This is a genomic window from Dyadobacter luteus (assembly GCF_003383615.1).
Taxonomy (GTDB): domain Bacteria; phylum Bacteroidota; class Bacteroidia; order Cytophagales; family Spirosomataceae; genus Dyadobacter; species Dyadobacter luteus.
Genome location: NZ_QNUL01000042.1, coordinates 13,498 through 34,334, shown reverse-complemented (window position 1 = coordinate 34,334; position 20,837 = coordinate 13,498). Strand labels below are relative to the sequence as shown.

The 20,837-nt window shown below is 41.6% G+C and carries 18 protein-coding genes; 1 reads left to right on the top strand and 17 read right to left on the bottom strand.

Annotation, left to right across the window (positions count from 1 at the left end; all coding sequences use genetic code 11):
• The first annotated feature begins 571 nt into the window (after positions 1-571).
• Complete coding sequence (thrC, locus tag DSL64_RS27535) at positions 572-1,870, top strand: threonine synthase (RefSeq protein WP_115834186.1); 1,299 nt, start codon at positions 572-574, stop codon at positions 1,868-1,870.
• 132 nt (positions 1,871-2,002) lie between these two features.
• Here thrC and DSL64_RS27530 read toward each other — a convergent pair whose 3' ends face one another.
• From DSL64_RS27530 to DSL64_RS27450, 17 genes are all read right to left on the bottom strand, one after another.
• Complete coding sequence (locus tag DSL64_RS27530) at positions 2,003-3,814, bottom strand: tetratricopeptide repeat protein (protein WP_229217251.1); 1,812 nt, start codon at positions 3,812-3,814, stop codon at positions 2,003-2,005.
• A gap of 440 nt (positions 3,815-4,254) precedes the next feature.
• On the bottom strand, positions 4,255-5,865 hold the full coding sequence (locus DSL64_RS27525; protein ID WP_115834184.1) for an Ig-like domain-containing domain: 1,611 nt from the start codon (positions 5,863-5,865) through the stop codon (positions 4,255-4,257).
• A 71-nt stretch (positions 5,866-5,936) separates the two neighbouring features.
• Positions 5,937-6,836, bottom strand: coding sequence for a class I SAM-dependent methyltransferase (locus DSL64_RS27520; RefSeq protein ID WP_115834183.1), 900 nt, complete (start codon positions 6,834-6,836; stop codon positions 5,937-5,939).
• A complete protein-coding gene (gene mnmG, locus DSL64_RS27515) occupies positions 6,836-8,698 on the bottom strand; it encodes a tRNA uridine-5-carboxymethylaminomethyl(34) synthesis enzyme MnmG (protein WP_115834182.1) in 1,863 nt (620 codons plus the stop codon). The genes DSL64_RS27520 and mnmG overlap by 1 nt, the downstream gene beginning before the upstream one ends.
• A gap of 66 nt (positions 8,699-8,764) precedes the next feature.
• Entirely contained in the window at positions 8,765-9,178 is a 414-nt protein-coding gene (gene ybeY, locus DSL64_RS27510) for an rRNA maturation RNase YbeY (protein ID WP_115834181.1), read from the bottom strand.
• Between the two features lie 169 nt (positions 9,179-9,347).
• Positions 9,348-12,695, bottom strand: a complete 3,348-nt coding sequence (locus tag DSL64_RS27505) for a DUF4175 family protein (protein WP_310587887.1) — start codon at positions 12,693-12,695, stop codon at positions 9,348-9,350.
• A 167-nt stretch (positions 12,696-12,862) separates the two neighbouring features.
• Positions 12,863-13,600, bottom strand: a complete 738-nt coding sequence (locus tag DSL64_RS27500) for a porin family protein (protein ID WP_115834180.1) — start codon at positions 13,598-13,600, stop codon at positions 12,863-12,865.
• Between the two features lie 98 nt (positions 13,601-13,698).
• Positions 13,699-14,508: a tryptophan synthase subunit alpha gene (gene trpA / locus DSL64_RS27495; protein WP_115834179.1), complete on the bottom strand. Its 810-nt coding sequence runs from the start codon at positions 14,506-14,508 to the stop codon at positions 13,699-13,701.
• On the bottom strand, positions 14,505-14,894 hold the full coding sequence (locus tag DSL64_RS27490; RefSeq protein WP_115834178.1) for a Dabb family protein: 390 nt from the start codon (positions 14,892-14,894) through the stop codon (positions 14,505-14,507). Before DSL64_RS27490 ends, trpA begins: the two co-directional genes overlap by 4 nt.
• A 36-nt stretch (positions 14,895-14,930) precedes the next feature.
• Entirely contained in the window at positions 14,931-15,131 is a 201-nt protein-coding gene (locus DSL64_RS27485) for a hypothetical protein (RefSeq protein ID WP_115834177.1), read from the bottom strand.
• A gap of 21 nt (positions 15,132-15,152) precedes the next feature.
• The gene (trpB, locus tag DSL64_RS27480) at positions 15,153-16,352 is read right to left on the bottom strand and encodes a tryptophan synthase subunit beta (protein ID WP_115834176.1); all 1,200 of its coding nucleotides are present in this window, start codon (positions 16,350-16,352) and stop codon (positions 15,153-15,155) included.
• 9 nt (positions 16,353-16,361) lie between these two features.
• Positions 16,362-17,012 (bottom strand): phosphoribosylanthranilate isomerase, encoded by a 651-nt coding sequence (locus tag DSL64_RS27475; protein WP_115834175.1) that lies wholly within the window; start codon positions 17,010-17,012, stop codon positions 16,362-16,364.
• Positions 17,009-17,827 carry an indole-3-glycerol phosphate synthase TrpC gene (trpC, locus tag DSL64_RS27470; RefSeq protein WP_115834174.1) on the bottom strand — a complete coding sequence of 273 codons (819 nt, stop codon included), beginning with the start codon at positions 17,825-17,827 and terminating at the stop codon, positions 17,009-17,011. The genes DSL64_RS27475 and trpC overlap by 4 nt, the downstream gene beginning before the upstream one ends.
• A gap of 5 nt (positions 17,828-17,832) precedes the next feature.
• Complete coding sequence (locus DSL64_RS27465; protein ID WP_115834173.1) at positions 17,833-18,546, bottom strand: carboxylesterase family protein; 714 nt, start codon at positions 18,544-18,546, stop codon at positions 17,833-17,835.
• A 1-nt stretch (position 18,547) separates the two neighbouring features.
• Entirely contained in the window at positions 18,548-19,138 is a 591-nt protein-coding gene (locus DSL64_RS27460) for a Uma2 family endonuclease (RefSeq protein ID WP_115834172.1), read from the bottom strand.
• Entirely contained in the window at positions 19,135-20,124 is a 990-nt protein-coding gene (gene trpD, locus DSL64_RS27455) for an anthranilate phosphoribosyltransferase (RefSeq protein ID WP_115834171.1), read from the bottom strand. The genes DSL64_RS27460 and trpD overlap by 4 nt, the downstream gene beginning before the upstream one ends.
• Positions 20,125-20,209: 85 nt before the next feature.
• Positions 20,210-20,776, bottom strand: coding sequence for an anthranilate synthase component II (locus DSL64_RS27450; RefSeq protein ID WP_115834170.1), 567 nt, complete (start codon positions 20,774-20,776; stop codon positions 20,210-20,212).
• Between the last annotated feature and the right edge of the window lie 61 nt (positions 20,777-20,837).

Sequence of the window (20,837 nt, the reverse complement as noted above, 5' to 3'; positions counted from 1 at the left end):
CATGTATTAAGCCTGCCGCTAGCGTTCATCCTGAGCCAGGATCAAACTCTCCATTGTAAATTTTTTTGTGATCTCTACTGCTTCCAGTAGGACCGAATCTTCTTAAACGAGTTTTTCTTACTCCTTTAGTTTATCTCATCATGTCAAAGAACAAAACCAATCAGACTCTCTTTCTTCTCTTTTTCTCTTTCGCCGTCTGCGATTGGGATTGCAAAGGTAGAAAATGTTTTTCGCAATGCAAGTGCTTGCTTAAAAATATTTGTCTTTTTTTGAAAGTTCTTTGATATTTAAAATAAATACTAAAAATTGTTCTTAAAATAACGTCAAAAGGACAAAAATGAGCGTTATATTTTCTCCACTCCACTTAGGATACAATACCAGTAGATGCCCAAAAATTAAACTAGTATATTTTCACATTTTAGTTATATATCCAATATTCTCCTTACTATTTAATATCTGTATGGACTTTAAGGCTCTTCTTTGAATAAATCCATTTTCAATCTCAACTTGGCAGTAGGTATTTCCGTAAATTTGCGTCGTAAAGATATCCGGGCACTTACTATTATAGGAGATGATTTTTCACAGTACCAAAAACAAGAATTTAACAGCATCATTGGAAGAAGCTGTATTCCGCAGCTTACCTTCGGACAACGGGCTTTATATGCCTGAAAAAATCCCTCAGATCGATTCATCTTTCCTTGATACGATAGAAGACCGCTCATTTAAAGAAATAGCCGTAGAGGTAGCTTTTACACTTCTCTCCGACGATGTATCACGGGAAGACATTACCTCTATAATAGATAAGGCATACGATTTTGAAGCACCTGTTGTTCAAATTACGCCTGGTGATTACGTTCTTGAACTGTTTCATGGCCCTTCGATGGCCTTTAAAGACTTCGGTGCAAGATTCATGGCGGCATTAATGTCCCATTTTTTAAGCCGCTCCGAGCAGGAAATTAAGATACTTGTAGCCACGTCCGGTGATACGGGCGGAGCAGTTGCACAAGGATTTTATAAGGTGCCAGGTATATCTGTCACTATCTTGTATCCGAGCGGTAAAGTGAGTGAGATTCAGGAAAAACAACTTACTACTCTTGGACACAATGTAAGAGCCATCGAAGTTGACGGTACATTTGATGATTGTCAAAGTCTTGTAAAAGAAGCCTTTCTAGACAAGGAACTATCTTCGAAGTTCAATCTGGCATCTGCTAATTCGATTAATATCGCACGATTGATACCTCAATCGTTTTACTTTTTCTCAGCTTATGCTCAACTTAAAAAGCTGAACAAACCAATCGTTTTTTCAGTGCCAAGCGGCAACTTCGGGAATCTGAGTGCCGGCTTACTTGCATTCAGAATGGGGCTTCCTGTTCATCGTTTTATTGCTGCAACAAATTTGAACAACGCAGTTCCAAGATATCTTGAAAGCGGATCCTTTGAACCACGTCCATCCATTGAAACAATCTCCAACGCGATGGATGTGGGCAATCCAAGCAATTTTATCCGAATGACACGTTTGTTGAATGATGATCTAAATCTGATCAACGAAAAAATTGTCGGTTACTTTTATAACGATTCCCAGACAAAAAAAGCGATGCGTGAAGTTTACGGAAATACGAGCTACGTATTATGTCCGCACACAGCAGTTGCTTATAGAGCACTGGAAGAATACCGGCAGCATGAAGAGACTGATTTCACAGGTGTGTTCCTTTCAACTGCCCATCCGGCCAAATTTATCGATCTGGTGGAAGATACTCTTGGTAGAAAGGTGGATGTTCCCGAAAGACTGAACGAATTGCTTTCTATTGAAAAAGTATCCATTAAAATGGATACATCATTTTCGTCTTTCAAGAATTTGTTATTGAGCTAGTTACGTGATAAATATTAAAAAAGGATGCGCCTGAGATTTAAACAGACGCATCCTTTCGCATACAAGGTCGCAAATATCAAAATGTAAAAAGGAAGAATTTCGTATGTTTTCGCGAATTCTTCCTTTTTTGGTTTAATTGATCAAATCGCCCCGAAGCAGTCTGAACCTTTTCCTTGAGTCGGCTACAAAAATACTTCCCGGATATTTTTCCATTAATTCCTGAAACATCCGCATTGCCTCCTCTTTGTTATTAAGTTTTTCCTGGTTCAATTTTGCCATGGTATAAAGAGCGTCATCCCCCAAAATATCTACTCCGAATTTTTCATACAAAAGTTTGAGTGAAGCCATCGCTTGCTGATTACTATCAAGCTTCATATAAGTGTTGGCAGTAAGCCACAATATCTCGTCCGATAAACTGTGATTCTCATATTTAGCATAAAGTGCCTTCAACATTTCCAAGGCTTCATACTTCTTATTCTGAAATAGCAACAGCTCTACATTCGAATATTCTTTCATTGCTGTTTCCGAGCTATCCAAACCTGTATTGTCCATAATAAGCAAACCCAGGCTATTCGCATCATTAGCGATTTCTCTGGTTGTCGCTTTCTTAAGTATATCCAGTACCGACTTAGCTAACTCAAATTCTCCTTTAAAATAATGCAGCTTTGCATTTCTAAGCTTTGCCTCATAACCAAGCACATCATCTTTTTGTGATTTCTCTACTTGCGAATAAATCAGGGAAGCCTCCCATGGCTCTCCCTGAAGTAAATAGATATCTCCCAAATCCAGTTTGCATTTATCTACAAACTTCTTTTCCTGTTTACCAGCCTCTATAACATTCTCCAGAATTGAAATAGCCTTTTTAAAGTCATCCATATAGAAGGCATGTAATATTGCCATATTCCGGAGTGCTTCAATAGTACGGACATTCACACCGAGCTCATCCACCAGAGCCTGGTACTGGGTCAGTAGCTTTTCAACTTCACTTTTTTTAACAGGATAGGTATTTTTTACTTGTTCTTCCCTCGAAACAATAGCCATTCTTCTGGAAACAGGATAAAGTTGGCCGGTAGGATATTCTTTCACCAGATAATCAAAAACCTGAACAGAGGATCCATAATCCTGATTCTGGAATGCAAGCTGTCCAAGATTGAACAGTCGCGATCCATTGTGCTTAAATCGCTTGTCTAAAGCACGCTCCTGTATAAATGCTTTATGAAAGTCTTTTTTCTGAATCTGATACCAGATCAGTAACTCGTTATAAAAACCTTCATTAGGAAACTTTTGTATACGCTCATAAAGCACCTTTTCCAGAAGCGCCTGCTCCTTTTCATCTTTGGTAAAATCCTGAAGCATTGCCTGAACAACTTCCATATTCTGATAGCGCATACCATAAGATAAAAGCTCATCTATCATTTTCTGTGGCTCATTCAATTCTCTATAGATGCTTGCCATTTCCAGCTGAAAAAGATCGTCACGCTTTGCGACCAGGCGCGCATCCTGGAATGTGTTCTTCGCCCAAAGTGGCTGATTCATGCTGCGAAACTCCTCTGCTATTTCACGCTTTAAATCTATTCTGAGACCAGTTGCCGATAGAGCCTGCTCAAACCTTCTGGAAGCTTCCGCCGGCTTTCCCTGGGCCTCTGAAACACTACCCCAGAAGAGCTGGTACCAGGCTTCGTTCGGTGCATCAGATTTAATCTGCTTTTTGAAAAATGAATCTGAATCAGACCAAGCCTTCATTCTGATTATACATGCTGTATAATTTTTCAGAGCTACCCTATCAAACTGTGTTTTGATGATATCTGTATAATAACTGACCGCCTTCTGGCAATCATCCTTTTTGAGGTATTCATCGGCCAGCTCCCGGTTCGTCTGCGCCCGGCCCGCCTCCCCGGCCCCGAGCATAATCCCTATCATCAATAGCCTATAAACCCTTTTCATAATAGATAAAAAAATCTTTTTGTTTATTTATTATCACTTATTAGAGTTGTGGAAATGTGTATAAAGAGCTTATACACTTAAGATTAACAGAGTTATCAACATTTTGTGGAAAACTTTAGGTATTTATCCACTGTAGTATTTACTTTTATGCACAACTAAGTTGTTGACTTACAATATTAGAAATTATTTATTGACATTCCAATGTGGGTAAGTGGTACTCATTATCATATTTAGTTATCCACACTTTCTAAAGTGAATTAACCATATGTTAACTCAGGAGTAAGTGTGAGTTGTCCACTAGAGGACGGAATCTTAAAAGATATACACACTAAAACTGGTTTATCCACAGAGTTGTTCACATCTTTAGCTTAGTTATAAACAGATTTTCGGAGATATTCACATAGTTATCCACAACAAGTGAATAAGAAATGTGAATATCCTTACTGTGTGGACAAAATAAGGTTGATATCATTCAGCTCAAAGTTGCTTTTGATGAGTAATTTTTCGGGGAGATAGAAGATTTGTTCAGGTTGAATACCTTTTTCAATTTGTCCGGTGTCCCATCTTCCGTTTTTGTTGCTGTCGAAGATCGCTCGAAGGAAATATTTACCTTGAGGGATATGAATAAAGTGATAGGTAGTGCCAATATGTTGGTCTATCAACTTATACTGTTCGTCCAGGAGCTGCACGATGTAGGCTACCGAAGTATCGGTATTCATAACAGTCCCGCTAAGCATTCCGTAATCCTCATCTTTAATAACGGGATGTTTAATCAAAGTTTTTGGAAGTGTATCACCCTCAACACTGATCACACTACCTTTTGGAAGTTCCCATTTAATAGTATCCCGGGCTGTTGATTGAGCATTTATGGTTAGTTCGTTTCGGGTTTTATTCCATTTATAAGATAGTCCTTTGAGTGGTTGCCTACTTACAGAATCTGCCAGTAGTTCAATTTTGTCGCCATCCAGTAACTGAACCGGTTTGTTAAAAATCATGTGGTAAGTGAATGATTTTGCCAGCGCTTTTCCTTGCTCTGGTTTCTGCGCAAGCGTGAAGGGGTCTTTCTGACGTTCTTTAGCTCTTGGCGGAAGAAATGCGATTTTTTGCTCCAAATCGGTAGATACATTTAAAGAATCGGTTACCGTCAGATTCACGACCGTTGTATCGGAATGGGGTTGTACATTAAAGAATTTTATGGAATTGCCGTTTTCAAGCATGTAGGGGAGGCTATCCTGACCAGCGAATTTGACTTCGACCTGAGCAATGTTTTTATTAAACATAACACCATAATTGTTCACTTTGGGAATTGTACGCTGAACCTTCAACGGTGTATTATCAGAGAGAGCCATTCCCAGGTTGTAATGGATGGAATCTGCACCTGCATAGATGGTTTTATCCCAAAACCCTACCTTTTCATCTTTGGCGTTGTACAACATGTTTCTGTTTTTATCGTCGATAGCAATGAGTTTGTAGGATTTCAACTGGATGTTTTCGATGCTGAATACTCCGCTGCTGTCTGTTCGTGAGAAGTAGTAGGGCTTTTGCTTGGATACATTGAGCGTATCACTGATGTTATAGAGTCCTACGAGTGCGTCAAAGATGGGCTTGTTTGTTTGCACATCTTTTAAAGACCCATAGACACGACCTGAATCAAGTGAGCTACCGGTGCTGAAGACTAATTTTAGATTTTTAGCAGGGTTGCGCTCAGCGAAATCTTTAATTCCATCGCCAAAATTGAGTGTATATGTGGTACTGTCCTGAAATTGTTTTTTGAAGTTCAGAGTGATTGAGGTTCCGTTTAATCTGTAGGTATAGGGATTATCGGCCTCGGGTGTGATGATGAGTTTCTGATTAATGTTGTCCACGACAATATATTCGTCGAAGAAAAGCTGAATTTTACTTTCTTTAAAGTTTACAGTTTTGTTTGCAGGAATGCTTTGAATCAGGTTGGGGGAGAGGGTGTCTTTCTTCCCCCCTGTTGGTGATACTTGCTGTGCACAGCGGAAGAATGCTACAAGGCAAATGAGAATGATTACCAGTGGTCGGATCATAGGTTTTACTAAATAAAAGCCCTCAATACATTTTCATGAGTATTGAGGGCTGGTTACAAGGTTTGAACAGATTATTGTTTTGTAATGATATAAATGAGACTTGATGTATTGGTGCCATCCTGACTCGATTTTCCTTTAAAATTCGATAGCAGACCGGTTGTTGCAGTGTCTAGCAGACTCACTGCACCCGCTTTGTATTTGGAGCTCAGCATGCTCACGTAAAACGAATCAAACCACATAGGGAGGACTTGCTTCACATGAAGTTGGTGCCGGTTCATAAGGTTTTTCATGCTTGCTTTTGTGAAGTGGTACAGGTGCCTGGGAACGTCATAGGCTGCCCAAAACTTGCGGTACTTCTGCGCATCGAATGACTGCGGATTAGGTACTGCAATGATCAGCTTTCCATTTTCATCAAGGTGTTCGCGTAGCCAGGAAATGGTTTCGTTCAGGTCATGAATGTGTTCCAGAACATGCCATAGAGAGATGATTTTAAACTTCTCATTTTGTAATTCAGGTGCAAGGATATTGTTGAAAATCTCTCCTCCTACTCTCCTGGATGCGATCATTCTTGCATCATTGTCAGGCTCAGTAGCTGATACTTTCCAGCCATCGTTTTTGCAAGCCTGAATAAAGCTTCCGGTACCGCAACCTATATCAAGCATGCTGCCTTTCCCTCCGTTAAGCTGGTTTATAAGCTCCACTTTTTGCTTGATGGTGTGGTTTCTTACACCGTTATATATCTTGCTCATGAGGTCGGTGCCTCCATCGTGGTGAGATATATAGTTCTCAGATTGGTAGTACGCCCCTATGTCTTCTATTGGCGGACGCGGATTGGTGAACAGGAAATAACATTCGTTGCACTGTTGTATTGTAAACTCTTTATGCGAGACGGTGTAGTCCTCTACATTCAGATAATTACTGAAAGTGGAAGACTGACAAACCGGGCAATGATCTAATGTTTCTAATGGCATTATCTACCTATAAATAGCATGAGTACGGAAATATCTGACTGGCTTACCCCACTGATTCTGGATGCTTGTCCAATGGTAGTGGGTCTTGTTCTTTTGAGCTTTTCACGCCCCTCAAATGACAAGGAACTAACAGCATCGTAGTTAAAATTATCGATGATATTGAGATCCTCTAGTCTGTTCATTTTTTCTACAAGGAGCATTTCCTTTTCAATGTAGCTGTCGTACTTAATGTGTATCTGCGCCTGCTGAACAGAGTCAGGGTTATAGTTGGCGATGATATCCTGGATTTTGGAGGAAGACTCAGCTAGCTGTTCTATCGTGATCTGTGGTCGTTTTAGGAGCTGAGTGATCGCGGTTTTTTCTCTCAGCGGTGCTGTCCCCCACTGTTCCAAAGTTGTATTTATTTCTTCCGGGGTCAGCTTGGTGGTAGAGAACTGATCTACAATTTCATCTACTTCTTTTATTTTTCTGTTTACGTTGTCAAGTCTCTTTTGATCTGCCAGACCTATTTCGTAACCTCTTTGGGTAAGGCGAATGTCAGCATTATCCTGGCGTAAAAGTGTCCTGTACTCCGCACGCGAAGTGAACATCCGGTAAGGTTCTTCTGTACCTTTATTTATTAGGTCGTCGATGAGCACACCGATGTAGGCTTCTGATCTTTTTAGTGTGAAAGGTTCTTCACCCTGCGCATTTCTATGCGCGTTGATACCAGCCATGAGTCCCTGACATGCGGCTTCTTCGTATCCCGTAGTTCCATTGATTTGACCCGCAAAAAAGAGATTCTTGATCAAATGCGTTTCCAGTGTCGACTTAAGTTGTGTTGGTGGGAAATAGTCGTATTCGATGGCGTATCCTGGTCGGAACATTTTAGCATTTTCGAAGCCGGGAATTTTTCTGAGTGCAGCGTATTGTACGTCCTCCGGCAAAGAAGTTGAGAAGCCATTGACATATACTTCCACTGTATCCCACCCTTCCGGTTCAACAAAAATCTGGTGACGGTCTTTATCAGCGAAACGATTAATCTTGTCTTCTACGGATGGGCAATATCTGGGACCAATTCCTTTAATACGTCCTGAGAACATGGGCGACTTTTCAAATCCGGTTCGCAGTACTTCATGTACTTCCGAATTAGTATAGGTTATCCAGCAACTTCTTTGTTTGGTCAGAGGAGCTGTGTCGGTGTAGGAAAATTTACTTGGATTTTCATCTCCTGGTTGCTCCTCCATTTTAGAGTAGTCAAGAGAGCGTCCGTCTACTCTTGGTGGGGTTCCGGTTTTCATCCTGCCCGCTTCGAACCCAAGTTGCACCAGCTGTTCCGTAATTCCTGTGGCTGCCTTCTCTCCTGTTCTTCCTCCACCAAAATTTTTCTCACCGATATGAATAAGGCCGTTGAGAAAAGTACCGTTCGTTAGTACTACCGCCTTTGATTTGATTTCAATCCCGAGACTCGTTTTTACCCCGGCTGCTTTTCCATCCTCCACGATTATTTCTTTGGCGGTATCTTGCCAGAAATCTACGTTGGGGTTTGCTTCTAGTATATTTCGCCACTCTTGCGCAAAGAGCATCCGGTCGCTTTGGCAACGGGGGCTCCACATAGCTGGTCCTTTGGAAAGATTAAGCATGCGAAACTGAATCATGGTCTTGTCGCTTACAATTCCTGACTGTCCGCCGAGCGCATCAATTTCACGGACGATTTGTCCTTTTGCCACACCACCCATCGCGGGGTTACACGACATCTGTGCAATGGTATGCATGTTCATTGTGATAAGTAGTACCTTGGATCCCATGGTAGCTGCCGCCGCCGCAGCTTCGCAACCCGCATGTCCCGCACCTACTACAATCACATCATATTCTGGAAACATAATTTGATTTTAATCTTCGTGAATTACGTTGAAGTACTTTAATTAAAGTGTTCCACGTGGAAATATTTAGAAGAGCATAAGGCATTCATCCTCTTTGGCTCTCATCTGTAGTTTTAATTCATCTGTTGAATCCTCATAGCCCATCAGGTGAAGTAAGCCATGAATGAGTACCCGACGAAATTCCGTTTCAAAAGGAACATTCAAAGATTCAGCATTGTCGCGGACTCTGTCTACGCTCACAAACACATCACCCTCCAGCTTGTCCTCTTCCTCGCTGTTGTCAAACGTTATAATGTCCGTGTAATAGTCATGATCGAGGTACTGCTTGTTTACCTCCAGCAGATAATCGTCAGAGCATAAAATATAATTAAGCTCTCCTAATTTGTAACCATTTGATTCTGAGATGGATTTTATCCACTTAGTCGTTTTCATGACTTGCGGAACCTTGAATTCAATCTCCTCCGGGAAAAACTTAAGCATAATAGATAAATAATTATGTAACTTTTGGTTACATAATAGTTTGGTACTAAACAGGTAATTTCATAGTTAATATAACCTGCAAAGATACTAACTATCTGATAAAGATTACCCGACAGATATTTTCGACCTGTCGGGTAATACCTGCCCGTTAACTTACTTTAACGAAAAACTAGTTTTTTGCCTGGTATTTTCTGAAGTACGTATCTACTTCACGTTTGTAAAACGGAGAGAATGTGGGTGGGATTGTTCGCAGCAATTCTGTCTGTTTTTCCTTTTCACGAATGTATTTTTCAAACGCAGCGGGAGGTTGGCGAGGTAATTGCTTCGCTGCCTGAGCTTTACGTTGCTCATCCTCATCCTGTTCACGCATGGCTTTTTCAGCCTCCAGTAAGCGTGTAGTAATTTCCTGATTTCTTTTAATCAATTCAGGAGATACCCGCTTATTTACAAGGTCGGTTTCATTCTGATCCATTTTTTCAGCAAGATCCTGTAGCTCCTTACTCATTTGTTTGCCCGCTTCTGTTCCTTTCAGCGACTCCATCATTCGCTCAATTTCCTTACGTATGGCATATTGCTCAGCAGCCATTCGCGCCAGCATTTCTGATCTCCCCCCCTCCCCTTCTTTACCGGATCCGAGCTTTTTCATCTCCCCATTCAGCTTATCCTGCCGCTCTCCCATACCTTCACCGCTCTGTTTTCCTTTTTCCTTTCCCTTCTTTCCTTTTCCCATTCCGGGCATTGCCATCGCCATTTGTTCCTGCATTTGCTTAAACACATCGCTGAGCATCAATGCAAGATTATTCATGGAAGTCATTGCAAATTGTTGTTTTGCTGTGGCTACACCTATTTGCCGGTCTTTAATCCCTTTGACACTTTCATCCATATAGGATTTCATGTCGTTGAGTTCCCGGGTAATGAATGACTGTATCTGAACTACACGGTTAGCCAGTGCATAGAGGCTATCCTCCACCACTTTTGCATCGTCTTTAAGCTTCAGCTGTTGCTGACCCAGTTTTACAAATCTTGGATCTTGCAGATTAACTCCCCTAAAATCCTTCATCAGTGCCTCCTGGTCGAATGATAAAGTGATGAGGTTTTCAAGGATATCACGAAGTGCATCCAAATCTTCCTGCATCTGCTCCATTTCTGCTCCTTCCATAGCACTCTCCATCGACTGTGCCATTTCCTGCATAGATTTGGCAGCCTTTTTTTGCGCTTCTGAGGCTTTTTTATTCTCCTGCCTACTCAGTGCCTCATTGCTCTTTTTCATCTCATCAGAAGCCTTTTTTTGCTCTTCTTTCGGTGTTTCTACCGGTTGTTCCAGTTCTTCACTTAGTTTTTCAACCTCCTCAGACTCTTCTTTTGTTTTTTCGAACTCATTCTGAATGGCTTCCTGTTCCTTTTTTAGCTCTTCATTCTGAGCTTTTTTATCATTTGTATTTTTGTTTTTCTCGTTTTCCAAAGATTTTTCTGATAAAGCTTCCTCTTTTTCAGAGAGTTCGTTCAGCTTCTCTACCAGATTTTCCATTTTCTGTTCAAGCTGCATTTGTTTAAACAGCTTCATGGTTCGTTCAAGCTCTTTTTCCAGATTATGCTCCTTATTCCGGAGCTTTTCCATCAGAGAAGATAATCTCTCGCTTTGTTTCTGTTCAAGCAGCTTTTTGAGCTCATTATACATTTTCTCAGTATCCTTGTCCATCAGCTCATTCATCAGTTTCTGCAGCTGATCTATCTTGTTCTGGAGCTCGGGGCTTTGCTGGTTAAACTGGCGGGCCTTATCATTGCTGTTCTGATATTTCTCCTGCATAGCCTGAAGTTCCTTCATCAGATCTTCCCGCTTTTTCAGAATATCCTCGACCTGTTTTTGTTCCTTGAAATCAAGTTCTTTGTTGCTCTTAAGGCGGTTTTCCAGATTATTCAGATCTTTTTCCAGACTTTTCGCCTTGTTCATGGCCGACTGCATCTGGTTTTCGGTGTCCTGTACAGACTTTTTAATTTCAGCCTCTACTTTATCCCTGGAAGGAACAGTAAATTGAATAGATCGGGATCGGGCGCTTTTCGGGCCGTTTACGCCATCGTTGTCCCATACCTGAGCATAGTATTCAATTTTGTCACCTGGCGTGAGTTTGAGGCTGTCTACATACCATTGAAAAAAGAAGCTCTGAGTATTGACAGTTTTATTAAAAGGGATCGGTATAGATTTCGGTGCTGATGGTTTATCCTGCTTTTCCCGATGAATCGAGTAAAACAGTTTAAGTTGAGAAAAACCGTAGTCGTCGCTAATAGATCCGCCCAGAACGAGGTAATTGTAAAGTGTAGTATCCTGGAAATTTTCAAGGTTCAAAACGGGCGTTCTATCAGGAATAACATTGATGTAATAACCAATTTTATCAGCGTTATCCGCCTCATCATTCTTCATCAGTACCTGATATTGAGAAGATTTACGTGCTGAACGGCGTATTTCGAAATGGTCATCCCCACTCTCTTTTGCTTTAAAAAATGCAGAATCATTATCGAAGCGGATACCCAGAGACTTCGCCGAGGAAGTATTAAAATTCCACTCTATGGTCGTTCCTTCCGGTACCGACAAGTTCCCTACATTGCTCAGACTTTCAGCGGGTTTGTTGATGTAAACCGGATAGTGCAGGTTTACATCAAACGATAGAAGAGAAGGTCTTTCAACTACTTTAATTTTATATTCATCAGAGGCGAAACCAGCTGCGTCGAAGGAAAAAACTGCGTCGCGCTGCAGATTTTTAAAGGTATAGGTAAAAGTCTGTCCTACAGCAGGGTTTAGTTTGAAACGACTTCCATTCTGGACCAAATACACGGCCTGAGGCAAGGCGTCTCCCTGTAATTTTAGTTTAAGCTCAAAATCTTCATTTCTGAATGCCTTAAGATTCTTATTTTCCAGTACAAAAGAGAAAGGCGCATAGGTGTAGTTTTTCTGGAAATGGATAATCCTGTCTGAGCTGGAGGTAAAAAATGAAGGATTGAAAAGCAGGATCGCAGCTATAGCGGCAATAGGGTAAATCGCGTACTTCAACCATTTTTTATTCTCATTAAAACGGATGGCATCAGAGAATTTAACGATCAGCAGCTGCCCCGACTTTTGTCTGATACTGGCGTCAATCAGGTCGGATTGTACACCGGATAAATTTCGGAGCTGGAGTGTATTAACCAGTTTATCACCTACCTCAGGGAAATATTCACCAATCTGAATGGCAGCCTGTTCATCAGAAATAGGCTTTTTCAAACCTATAAGATGAATCAGCGGCTGAACGACCCATTGAATAAGAGAAAACACGATGACTGCCAGAAAGCCGAAAAACAGCATTCCTCTTACAGCAGAACTGAATCGGCCGAAGTATTCGAGGGTATTGAAAAACAAATAGACTGTAAGCAGAAGCACTACGGAAAAGATGATTCCTTTGAGTAGCTTGTTCTGATAGTATTTCTGACGGTATTCCTGAATGCGTAGCAACAGGCCTTCCATTGCTGGTGTGAAAGGTGTCATATGTATAGAGGTAAATCCTGGATTTCCTAAATAACGTTACCCTGAATGTAAAAGTACATATCGTTCTTACGAGGGAAAACGAAGTAATTTAAGCATTATTTGTCTCTTATCCTTTGGATCCGGCAGATTTCACGCACGTGAGAGAGCAACATAAAATACAGAAAAACTCAGAATGTAGCCAGCAAACCTACAGATGCATAGTTGATCCAGTTGAAGTTATAGATTTTATCTACGTCGGCTCCACCTTCCACCACTCTGTAACCCAACTTAACACCCAGTCGCGAATTTATCTGATAAGCCGCACCGGCAAAAATATCCTCAGCACGACCAAATTTTGAAGCAAGCGCATCTCCTTCAACAATAAAAGACCAACGATAGGAAGGCTTGTATGCAGCATAAAAATTGACCAGAGGCACAAATCCCAGGTCGTCATAGTGTGTTTCGTGGATGTCGTTTTTAAAGCGTATATCAGCATCTCTTACTTTTCCTGTAAGCCCTGCTCCTACCCTCCATCGTCCGGTGCGTACAAAATCATATCGATAGGTAAGACGATAAGAATTGAATTTGTAGAAAACCTCTAATGGTGTTCCATGTTGGAAAATGAGAGAATTGAAATTTACATCTCTGTTGAAAGAGCCATCGTAAGTGACAGACAGCGGTGCGTACAAAGCTGAGATATTATGTCTGCCTGCTATGGTATAGGTTCCTCGGAGCCGAAAGAATACTTTTGGTTTGATGGAGAGTTCATCAGCAAGATTGACAATAGTACCGCCTGAATTAGGGATTCTTACTTTGTTATAGTTTGTACCGGGAACAAGACCTGATTCAAGATCAAGACTAAACTGGGCGAAGCTGTCCAAAGCATTCAAAAGAAAGCAGCAGATAAGTATTATCCTGAATATCATACCTATGAGAAATAAGGGTAAATAAAAAAGCAACCCGGTGACGGATTGCTTTTTACAAAATTGATGCCAACAGCATCTTATTTCTTCTGTTCTTTTTATTAAGCTTCTACTGTTGTGAGTGGCTTATTTTTTACCTCAGAAACAAATGTTTTGATATCATTTACAAGATCGTTGCTTTCCATCAACACGCGGATGAAAGCGCTACCGATAATAGCTCCTGCTGCATACTGCGAAGCCTTGCTGAAAGTTGCATGGTCCTTAATACCAAAGCCGATCAGTCTCGGATTTTTCAGTTGCATGTCGTTCAACCGCTCAAAATAGGATTCCATATTGGTACTAACCCCACTTTGGGAACCTGTAACACTGGCAGATGAAACGGTATAAATGAAACCTTCTCCCACCTCATCAATTTGTCTGATGCGCTTTTCTGAAGTTTGTGGTGTTACAAGGAAGATATTCAGGATGCCATAAGCATCAAACAGTGGCTTGTATTCAGTTTCATATACATCCATAGGCATATCCGGAAGAATAAGTCCGTCCACGCCCACTTCCGCGCACTTCTTGCAGAATGCTTCAATTCCGAACTGAAGAACGGGATTGATGTATCCCATCAGCAACACCGGAACTGTGATTGTATCACGCATACCTTGCAGCTGCTCAAACAGAATACGTACAGACATGCCGTTCTCCAGCGCCACGTCATTGCTATGCTGAATGGTTTCACCATCTGCCACAGGATCAGAATAGGGCATCCCGATTTCGACAAGATCTGCGCCTCCGTCCTGCAAAGCAGTTAGTACGGTAATCGTATCATCCAGTTTCGGAAAGCCAGCCGTGAAATATACATTCAACAAGCCATCGTTATCACTTTCAGCCGCAGTTTTAAATAAACTAGTTATCCGGTTCATTCTTTAGTCCAGTAGTCAACAACAAGTACTTTATCCAATTGTGGTTCCAGTACCTTTACAAATGCTTTGTGGTCGGGATGAGGAAGGTATACTGCGCGATCTTCTTCACTGTTAAAAGTAACGAAGAAGATATGTGTAAAGCCTTGTGACAATCCCTCAGGGCTGTTTTCAAGTCCCCATTCAAAGTCTTTAACTTCTTTAATTTTAGATTTCAGCTTACGGAAAGCATCTTCAACCTCTTTCACCTGCTCCGGCGTAGAGGAATCTTTAAACTTCAATAATACAACGTGACGTAGCATTTTTTTAGGCGGTGTACTTTTAGGTGAAACAAAGGCCATTGAACCGATCATCAGCAAGCTGGCCAGGAAAAGCAATCTTAATTTCATTGGGGAAGAAAAGGTTAAGTTTAAACTATAAAAAATCTATGCAGAGCAATTCAGGCATTCACCTTCGTCACTGAATTTCATCCGGTCAAATTCTCCCAGTTTTTCTTTTAGTGACAGTATTTCATCTTCGAGATCACACCTTTCAAAGAGTGATAATTCACCGGAACTTACTTTTGTTTCCAGCTCCTGTATTTTGAGACGCAGGTCAAATACTTCAGGTAATGTAAGCGTTGCCATATTTTTAATGATTAAAGCAGATCAACCGATATACTTCATGTATGTAGCCATATCCTTGTCTCCTCTTCCTGAAAGGTTAAGGATCACATTTTCATCTTCTCCTGCACCCAGGCGTCCTAGTACAGCGAGTGCGTGAGACGATTCCAAAGCCGGAATAATTCCTTCCAACCGGGTAAGTTCGAATGCAGCTTCAACGGCTTCCTGATCTGTTGCAGACAAGAATGTACCGCGTCCGCTGGCAAACAAATGAGCGTGCTGAGGACCAATTCCCGGATAATCCAGACCGGCTGAGATAGAAAACGGTTCTGTCACCTGCCCATCTTCAGTTTGCATCAAAATTGTCCGGCTGCCGTGTAATACACCTGGCCTTCCCAATGCCGTAGTTGCCGCAGAGTGACCCGAATCAATACCCAAACCAGCTGCTTCTACCGCTACCAGTTTCACAGTTTCTTCATCCAGAAAGTGATAAAAAGCACCTGCTGCATTACTTCCGCCCCCTACACAGGCCACCACATAGTCGGGCGTTTCTTTACCGGTTTGTTCTTTAAGCTGCCATCTCATTTCTTCAGAAATAACAGACTGAAAACGAGCCACCATATCCGGATACGGATGAGGGCCCACTACAGAGCCGATAATATAATGCGTATCTACCGGATTATTGATCCAGTGGCGCATGGCTTCGTTGGTAGCATCTTTCAGCGTTTTTGATCCGCAAGTTGCAGGACGAACCTCGGCGCCAAGCATTTTCATGCGGGCCACGTTGGGTGCTTGTCTTTTGATATCCAGTTCACCCATGTATACGATACATTCAATATTCATGAGCGCACATACGGTAGCCGTAGCCACACCATGCTGGCCGGCACCTGTTTCGGCCACTACACGCTGCTTTCCGAGCCTTTTGGCAAGAAGTATCTGCCCTATGGTGTTATTCACCTTATGAGCGCCTGTATGGCACAGGTCTTCACGTTTCAGGAAGATATTGGTTTTATATTTTTCAGATAACCTGTTGGCGCGGTACAAAGGTGTAGGGCGACCTACATAATGACGAAGAAGATCATCATATTCCTTCTGAAAACCAGGATCTGATAGAATGCTCAGATAATTTTCCCGCAGCTCTTCTACGTTAGGAAATAACATTTCTGGAATGAATGCTCCTCCGAATGTTCCATAATATCCACGGCTGTTGACCTGAAACGAATTTTTTTCTGCTACTGCTTCCATGTTGATTATTTAAGCTTCTGCTTCCTCCTCCTCTTTTACTCTCACTGATGCAAACAGCGCTGTCAGTTTTGATATGTCTTTGATGCCTGGCTCTGTTTCATACTTACTATTTACATCGATACCATAAATAGGCATTGACTTCGACAATTGTATAACCTCTTCGAGGTTGTCCGGACCGATTCCTCCGCTCAGGAAAAATGGTTTTTCATTGTCATACTTTTTAAGCAGATTCCAGTCGAACGTCTTTCCGTTTCCACCCGGCTGATCACCTTTTGTATCAAACAAAAACAGGTCACAGAATGATTTATAGTTATTCAGCATGGCAAAGTTGAAACTCTCATCAATAGAGAAAGCCTTGATGATATTTACCCCTTTCTGGCGGAGGCTACGGCACATATCAGGCATTTCGTTTCCATGCAACTGTGCATACTGGAGGTCGTATTTCTTTACTGTATCCAGGATATATCCCGGATTAGCATTTACAAATACACCTACTTTTTTAATATCATTAGGAATAGCTTTGATATACTCCTCATTCAATTCTTCACCGGCAAAACGGGGTGATTTTTCAAAGAAAATAAACCCGATAAAGTTAGGTTTCAATGCTACTAACTCTTCAATGTTGCCTTGCTGGCGCATTCCGCAAACTTTTATTTTCATAGAACCAGAGGATTTTGATTACTGAACTGAGATAAATCATTTTGTAAATCTGCAAGTGCGGCTCCCGGATTCACAGTCTTCATAAAGGTTTCACCTATTAAAAAGCCCTTGTAGCCATGCTGATATAAACGTTGAATAGTTTCAGCATCCTTCAAACCACTCTCTGATATCTTAACAAAAGAATCAGGGATGTGTTCACTCAGGGCAATGGAAGTTTCAATGGAGGTATCAAAGGTTTTAAGGTTCCTGTTATTCACTCCAACGATATCAACGCTGTTACAAAGCGTCGCTTTAAGCTCTTCTGCATTGTGTACTTCGAGCAACACTTCGAGTCCCAGTTCATGTGCCTTTTCGCTCAAAGAAACAACTTCCCCGGGAGTGAGGCAGGCTGCAATCAGAAGAACAACATCAGCTCCGATTGCCTTTGCTTCATACAGCTGATACGGATCTACCATGAAATCCTTTCTCAGCATAGGTATTCCGGGATTTGCTTGCCGCGCAGCAGCGAAATCACCAAAGGAACCTCCGAAAAAATCAATATCTGTAAGTACCGACAACGCAACCGCATCCGCATTCGCGTAGTCCTTTGTAACCTTTGCCGGATCTACAGCTCCATTGATCACACCTTTGGAAGGGGATTTTCTTTTAAATTCCGATATAATTCGTGGCTTTTCAGCCTGTTTCAAAGCCGTAGCGAGTGATACCGTTTTTCTTGCGAACAACAGTTCTTTTTCCAGATCGGAGATTGATTTAACTGTCTTAGCTGCAGCGATTTCTTCCTTTTTACGGGCAACTATTTTTTCTAATATATTCATTTGCCTTATTTTTTCTTTTGGCTCAACATCCAGTCCAGAATACGGTATTTAGTTTTGTCTGCATAAAGCCATTGAATAGCATGCCCTTCATTTTCGAGCGAAGTAAATTTGATATTTCCTCCGCAGGCTTTCAATTTTTTTACTTTTTCCTCTGTTTGAGAAATCGGTACAATATCGTCGGCGGCGCCATGTAAAGTCCAGACAGGTATGTTCTTAAGCTTACAAATATCTTCTGCAGAACTTTGCCAGGCACATAACGGAACAACTGCCGCAAATGTATCAGGATTTTCTTTTGCAACTTCAAAAGCACCGCCACCGCCCATACTTATTCCGGTAATGTACACCCGGTTCATATCCACGTTCAACTTACTTGTCAGTTCTTCAAGCAAGGGTTCAAACCAATTCTCCGATGACCATAGCGGAGCGTTGGAAGGGCATTGAGGAGATGCGATGATAAAGTCAAAGTTTTCTCCTTTTTCGATCATTTGCGGTAAACCGTAGGCTTTCAGTTTACTGAGATCATTCCCCTTCTGAGAACTTCCGTGTAAATAGATCACCAGTGGATAAACCTTGCCGGATGTAGTGTAATCCTTTGGAGTATAGAGCAGATAATCGTAATTTTTTCTCTCCTTTTTGCTGCCGTCAGTAACTGCCGCTTTTGAAATGCTACAAAAGCTGATTGCAAAAAAGACGAAAGCGATAAAACGATTCAGGATCATATCAATCTTTAAAAATAGCTGCTACACTTAATTGGAAGTCAGGAAAAACATGGCTCGTCGCATTTTCTTCGAGTGTAAAAGGCTTTAATCCAACATATTTTCCATCTTCATTCAGGATGTAGGCAAAAACGACCTCGCTGGTCGGATCTGCTATCCAATATTCTTTCACTCCATTTTCTTCGTAAACCTCAAATTTATTTTTCATTTCGGTTTGAGAGTTTCCCGGAGAAAGTATTTCAATAATCCAGTCAGGAGCTCCTATACAGCCTTTATCGTCCAGCTTGGAAGAATCACAGATTACACAAATATCCGGCTGAACAACCGTGTAAATTTTATTCTTCTGATCATTTTTGGCCGGTGTGAGCCGGACATCGAAGGGGGCTGAATACACCTGGCAAATTTTATTGTCCAGAAACTTGTAGAGCTCGCCCTGAAACACACTTGAAATGCGCTGATGTCTCCTTGCAGGAGCTGGTGACATCTTAAAAATTTTTCCTTTGATCAACTCCACACGCTCCTTAAACTGCCATTTAAGATAATCGGCATAGCTGTAGGTTTCGTTAATATCCAGTTGATCCAGGCTAGTTATCATATTTCGATCAGTTTTTTGAAACTGGTGAGTGCTTTTCCACTTTCCAATGACTCTCTCGCTGTTGCTACGGCGTCTGTCAGAGACTGGTTTGGATTAGCGCAGTACAAAGCCAGAGAAGCATTGGCAAGCACGGCTTGTTTTTGCGCTTCAGTAGCCTCATTATTCAAAACGTTCATAAAAATCTTAGCCGAAGCTTCTACTGTTTCTCCGCCAAAAAGCTGTTCTGCACGTAAAGTATCCAGTCCCAGATGAGCCGGGGTCAATACCTGCTCAGAGTGTGCTGTTATTATTTTAAATGCACCTGTTAATGATACTTCGTCATATCCGTCCAGTGCATGCAGCACCAAAAACTGCTTGTCGGTCTGTTGGTAAAGATACGCAAAAAGCCGTGCCAATTCAAGGCTGAAAACCCCTACCAGTTGCTTTTGAGGAGACACAGGATTCACCATCGGTCCAAGCATGTTGAAGAACGTCTTTACGCCTAATTCTTTGCGTACAGGAGCAACGTTTTTCATGGCCGGGTGAAAGAGCGGGGCGTGCAGAAAACATACACCTGCGTTTTCTATCTGTTTTTCAAGTATACCCTTTTCATTGGTAAACTTCGCACCCAGATATTCCAGAATCGTAGACGATCCACACAAAGACGAAACGCCATGATTCCCGTGTTTGGCCACTTTTTGCCCCGCGCCTGCTACAACAAAGCAGGACAAGGTAGAGATATTGAATGTATCCTTTCCATCACCGCCGGTACCGCAGACATCAATGGGGTCATAAGCTGAAAGATCGACAGACAGGCACATTTCCAGCATGGCATCACGAAATCCTTCCAACTCTTCCACTGTGATGCTTCGCATGGCATAAATGGTAAGAAATGCTGCGATTTCAGAATTCGTGTATTGTCCTGAACTGATACCGATCAGGATTTCTTTAGCTTGTTGTTTTGTTAAAACCTTATATTCAAACAGATGCGTTAAAATAGTTTTCATTTAATAGTAAGATATATTCCTGTACTGGATAAAGAAAAGTTTGAATGATATTTCCTGTAAACAGAAACCATTCATACCGGAGAAATCAGATATTCAACCAGTTTTTCAGCATTTCTTTCCCATGTTCTGTAAGTACCGACTCAGGATGAAATTGCAGACCTTTTACATCATAGGTTTTATGAGAAAGCCCCATAACTCTGCCCTTATCGTCCACGGCGGTGATTTTCATATCATCGGTGAATGTTTCAGGAATTACAGTCCAGGAATGGTAGCGTCCTACTTTAATCTCTGATGGAAGGCCTTTAAAAATCCGGTCTTCAGGGTCGGTTACATATGCGGTATCGCTGATCCCGTGTAGCACATCCGACATATTTTCAAGTTCGGCACCGTAAACCTCCCCTATTCCCTGGTGACCCAGACAAATGCCTAAAATGCTTTTTGTAGGACCATACTTCCGAACTACATCCTGCAGTATTCCTGCTTCGGATGGAATGCCCGGGCCGGGAGAAAGCAGTATCTTATCATACAGATCCACATCTTCCAGTGAGATTTTATCATTTCTGTAAATATCAACCTGATCATGCAGCTCGCGCAGGATATATACCAGGTTGTATGTAAAGGAATCGTAATTGTCTATAACGAGGATTTTCATATTTTTTGGCTATTAGCCATCAGCGATTAGCTGTTAGCTTGTGTTCTTGTTGACTTATCTT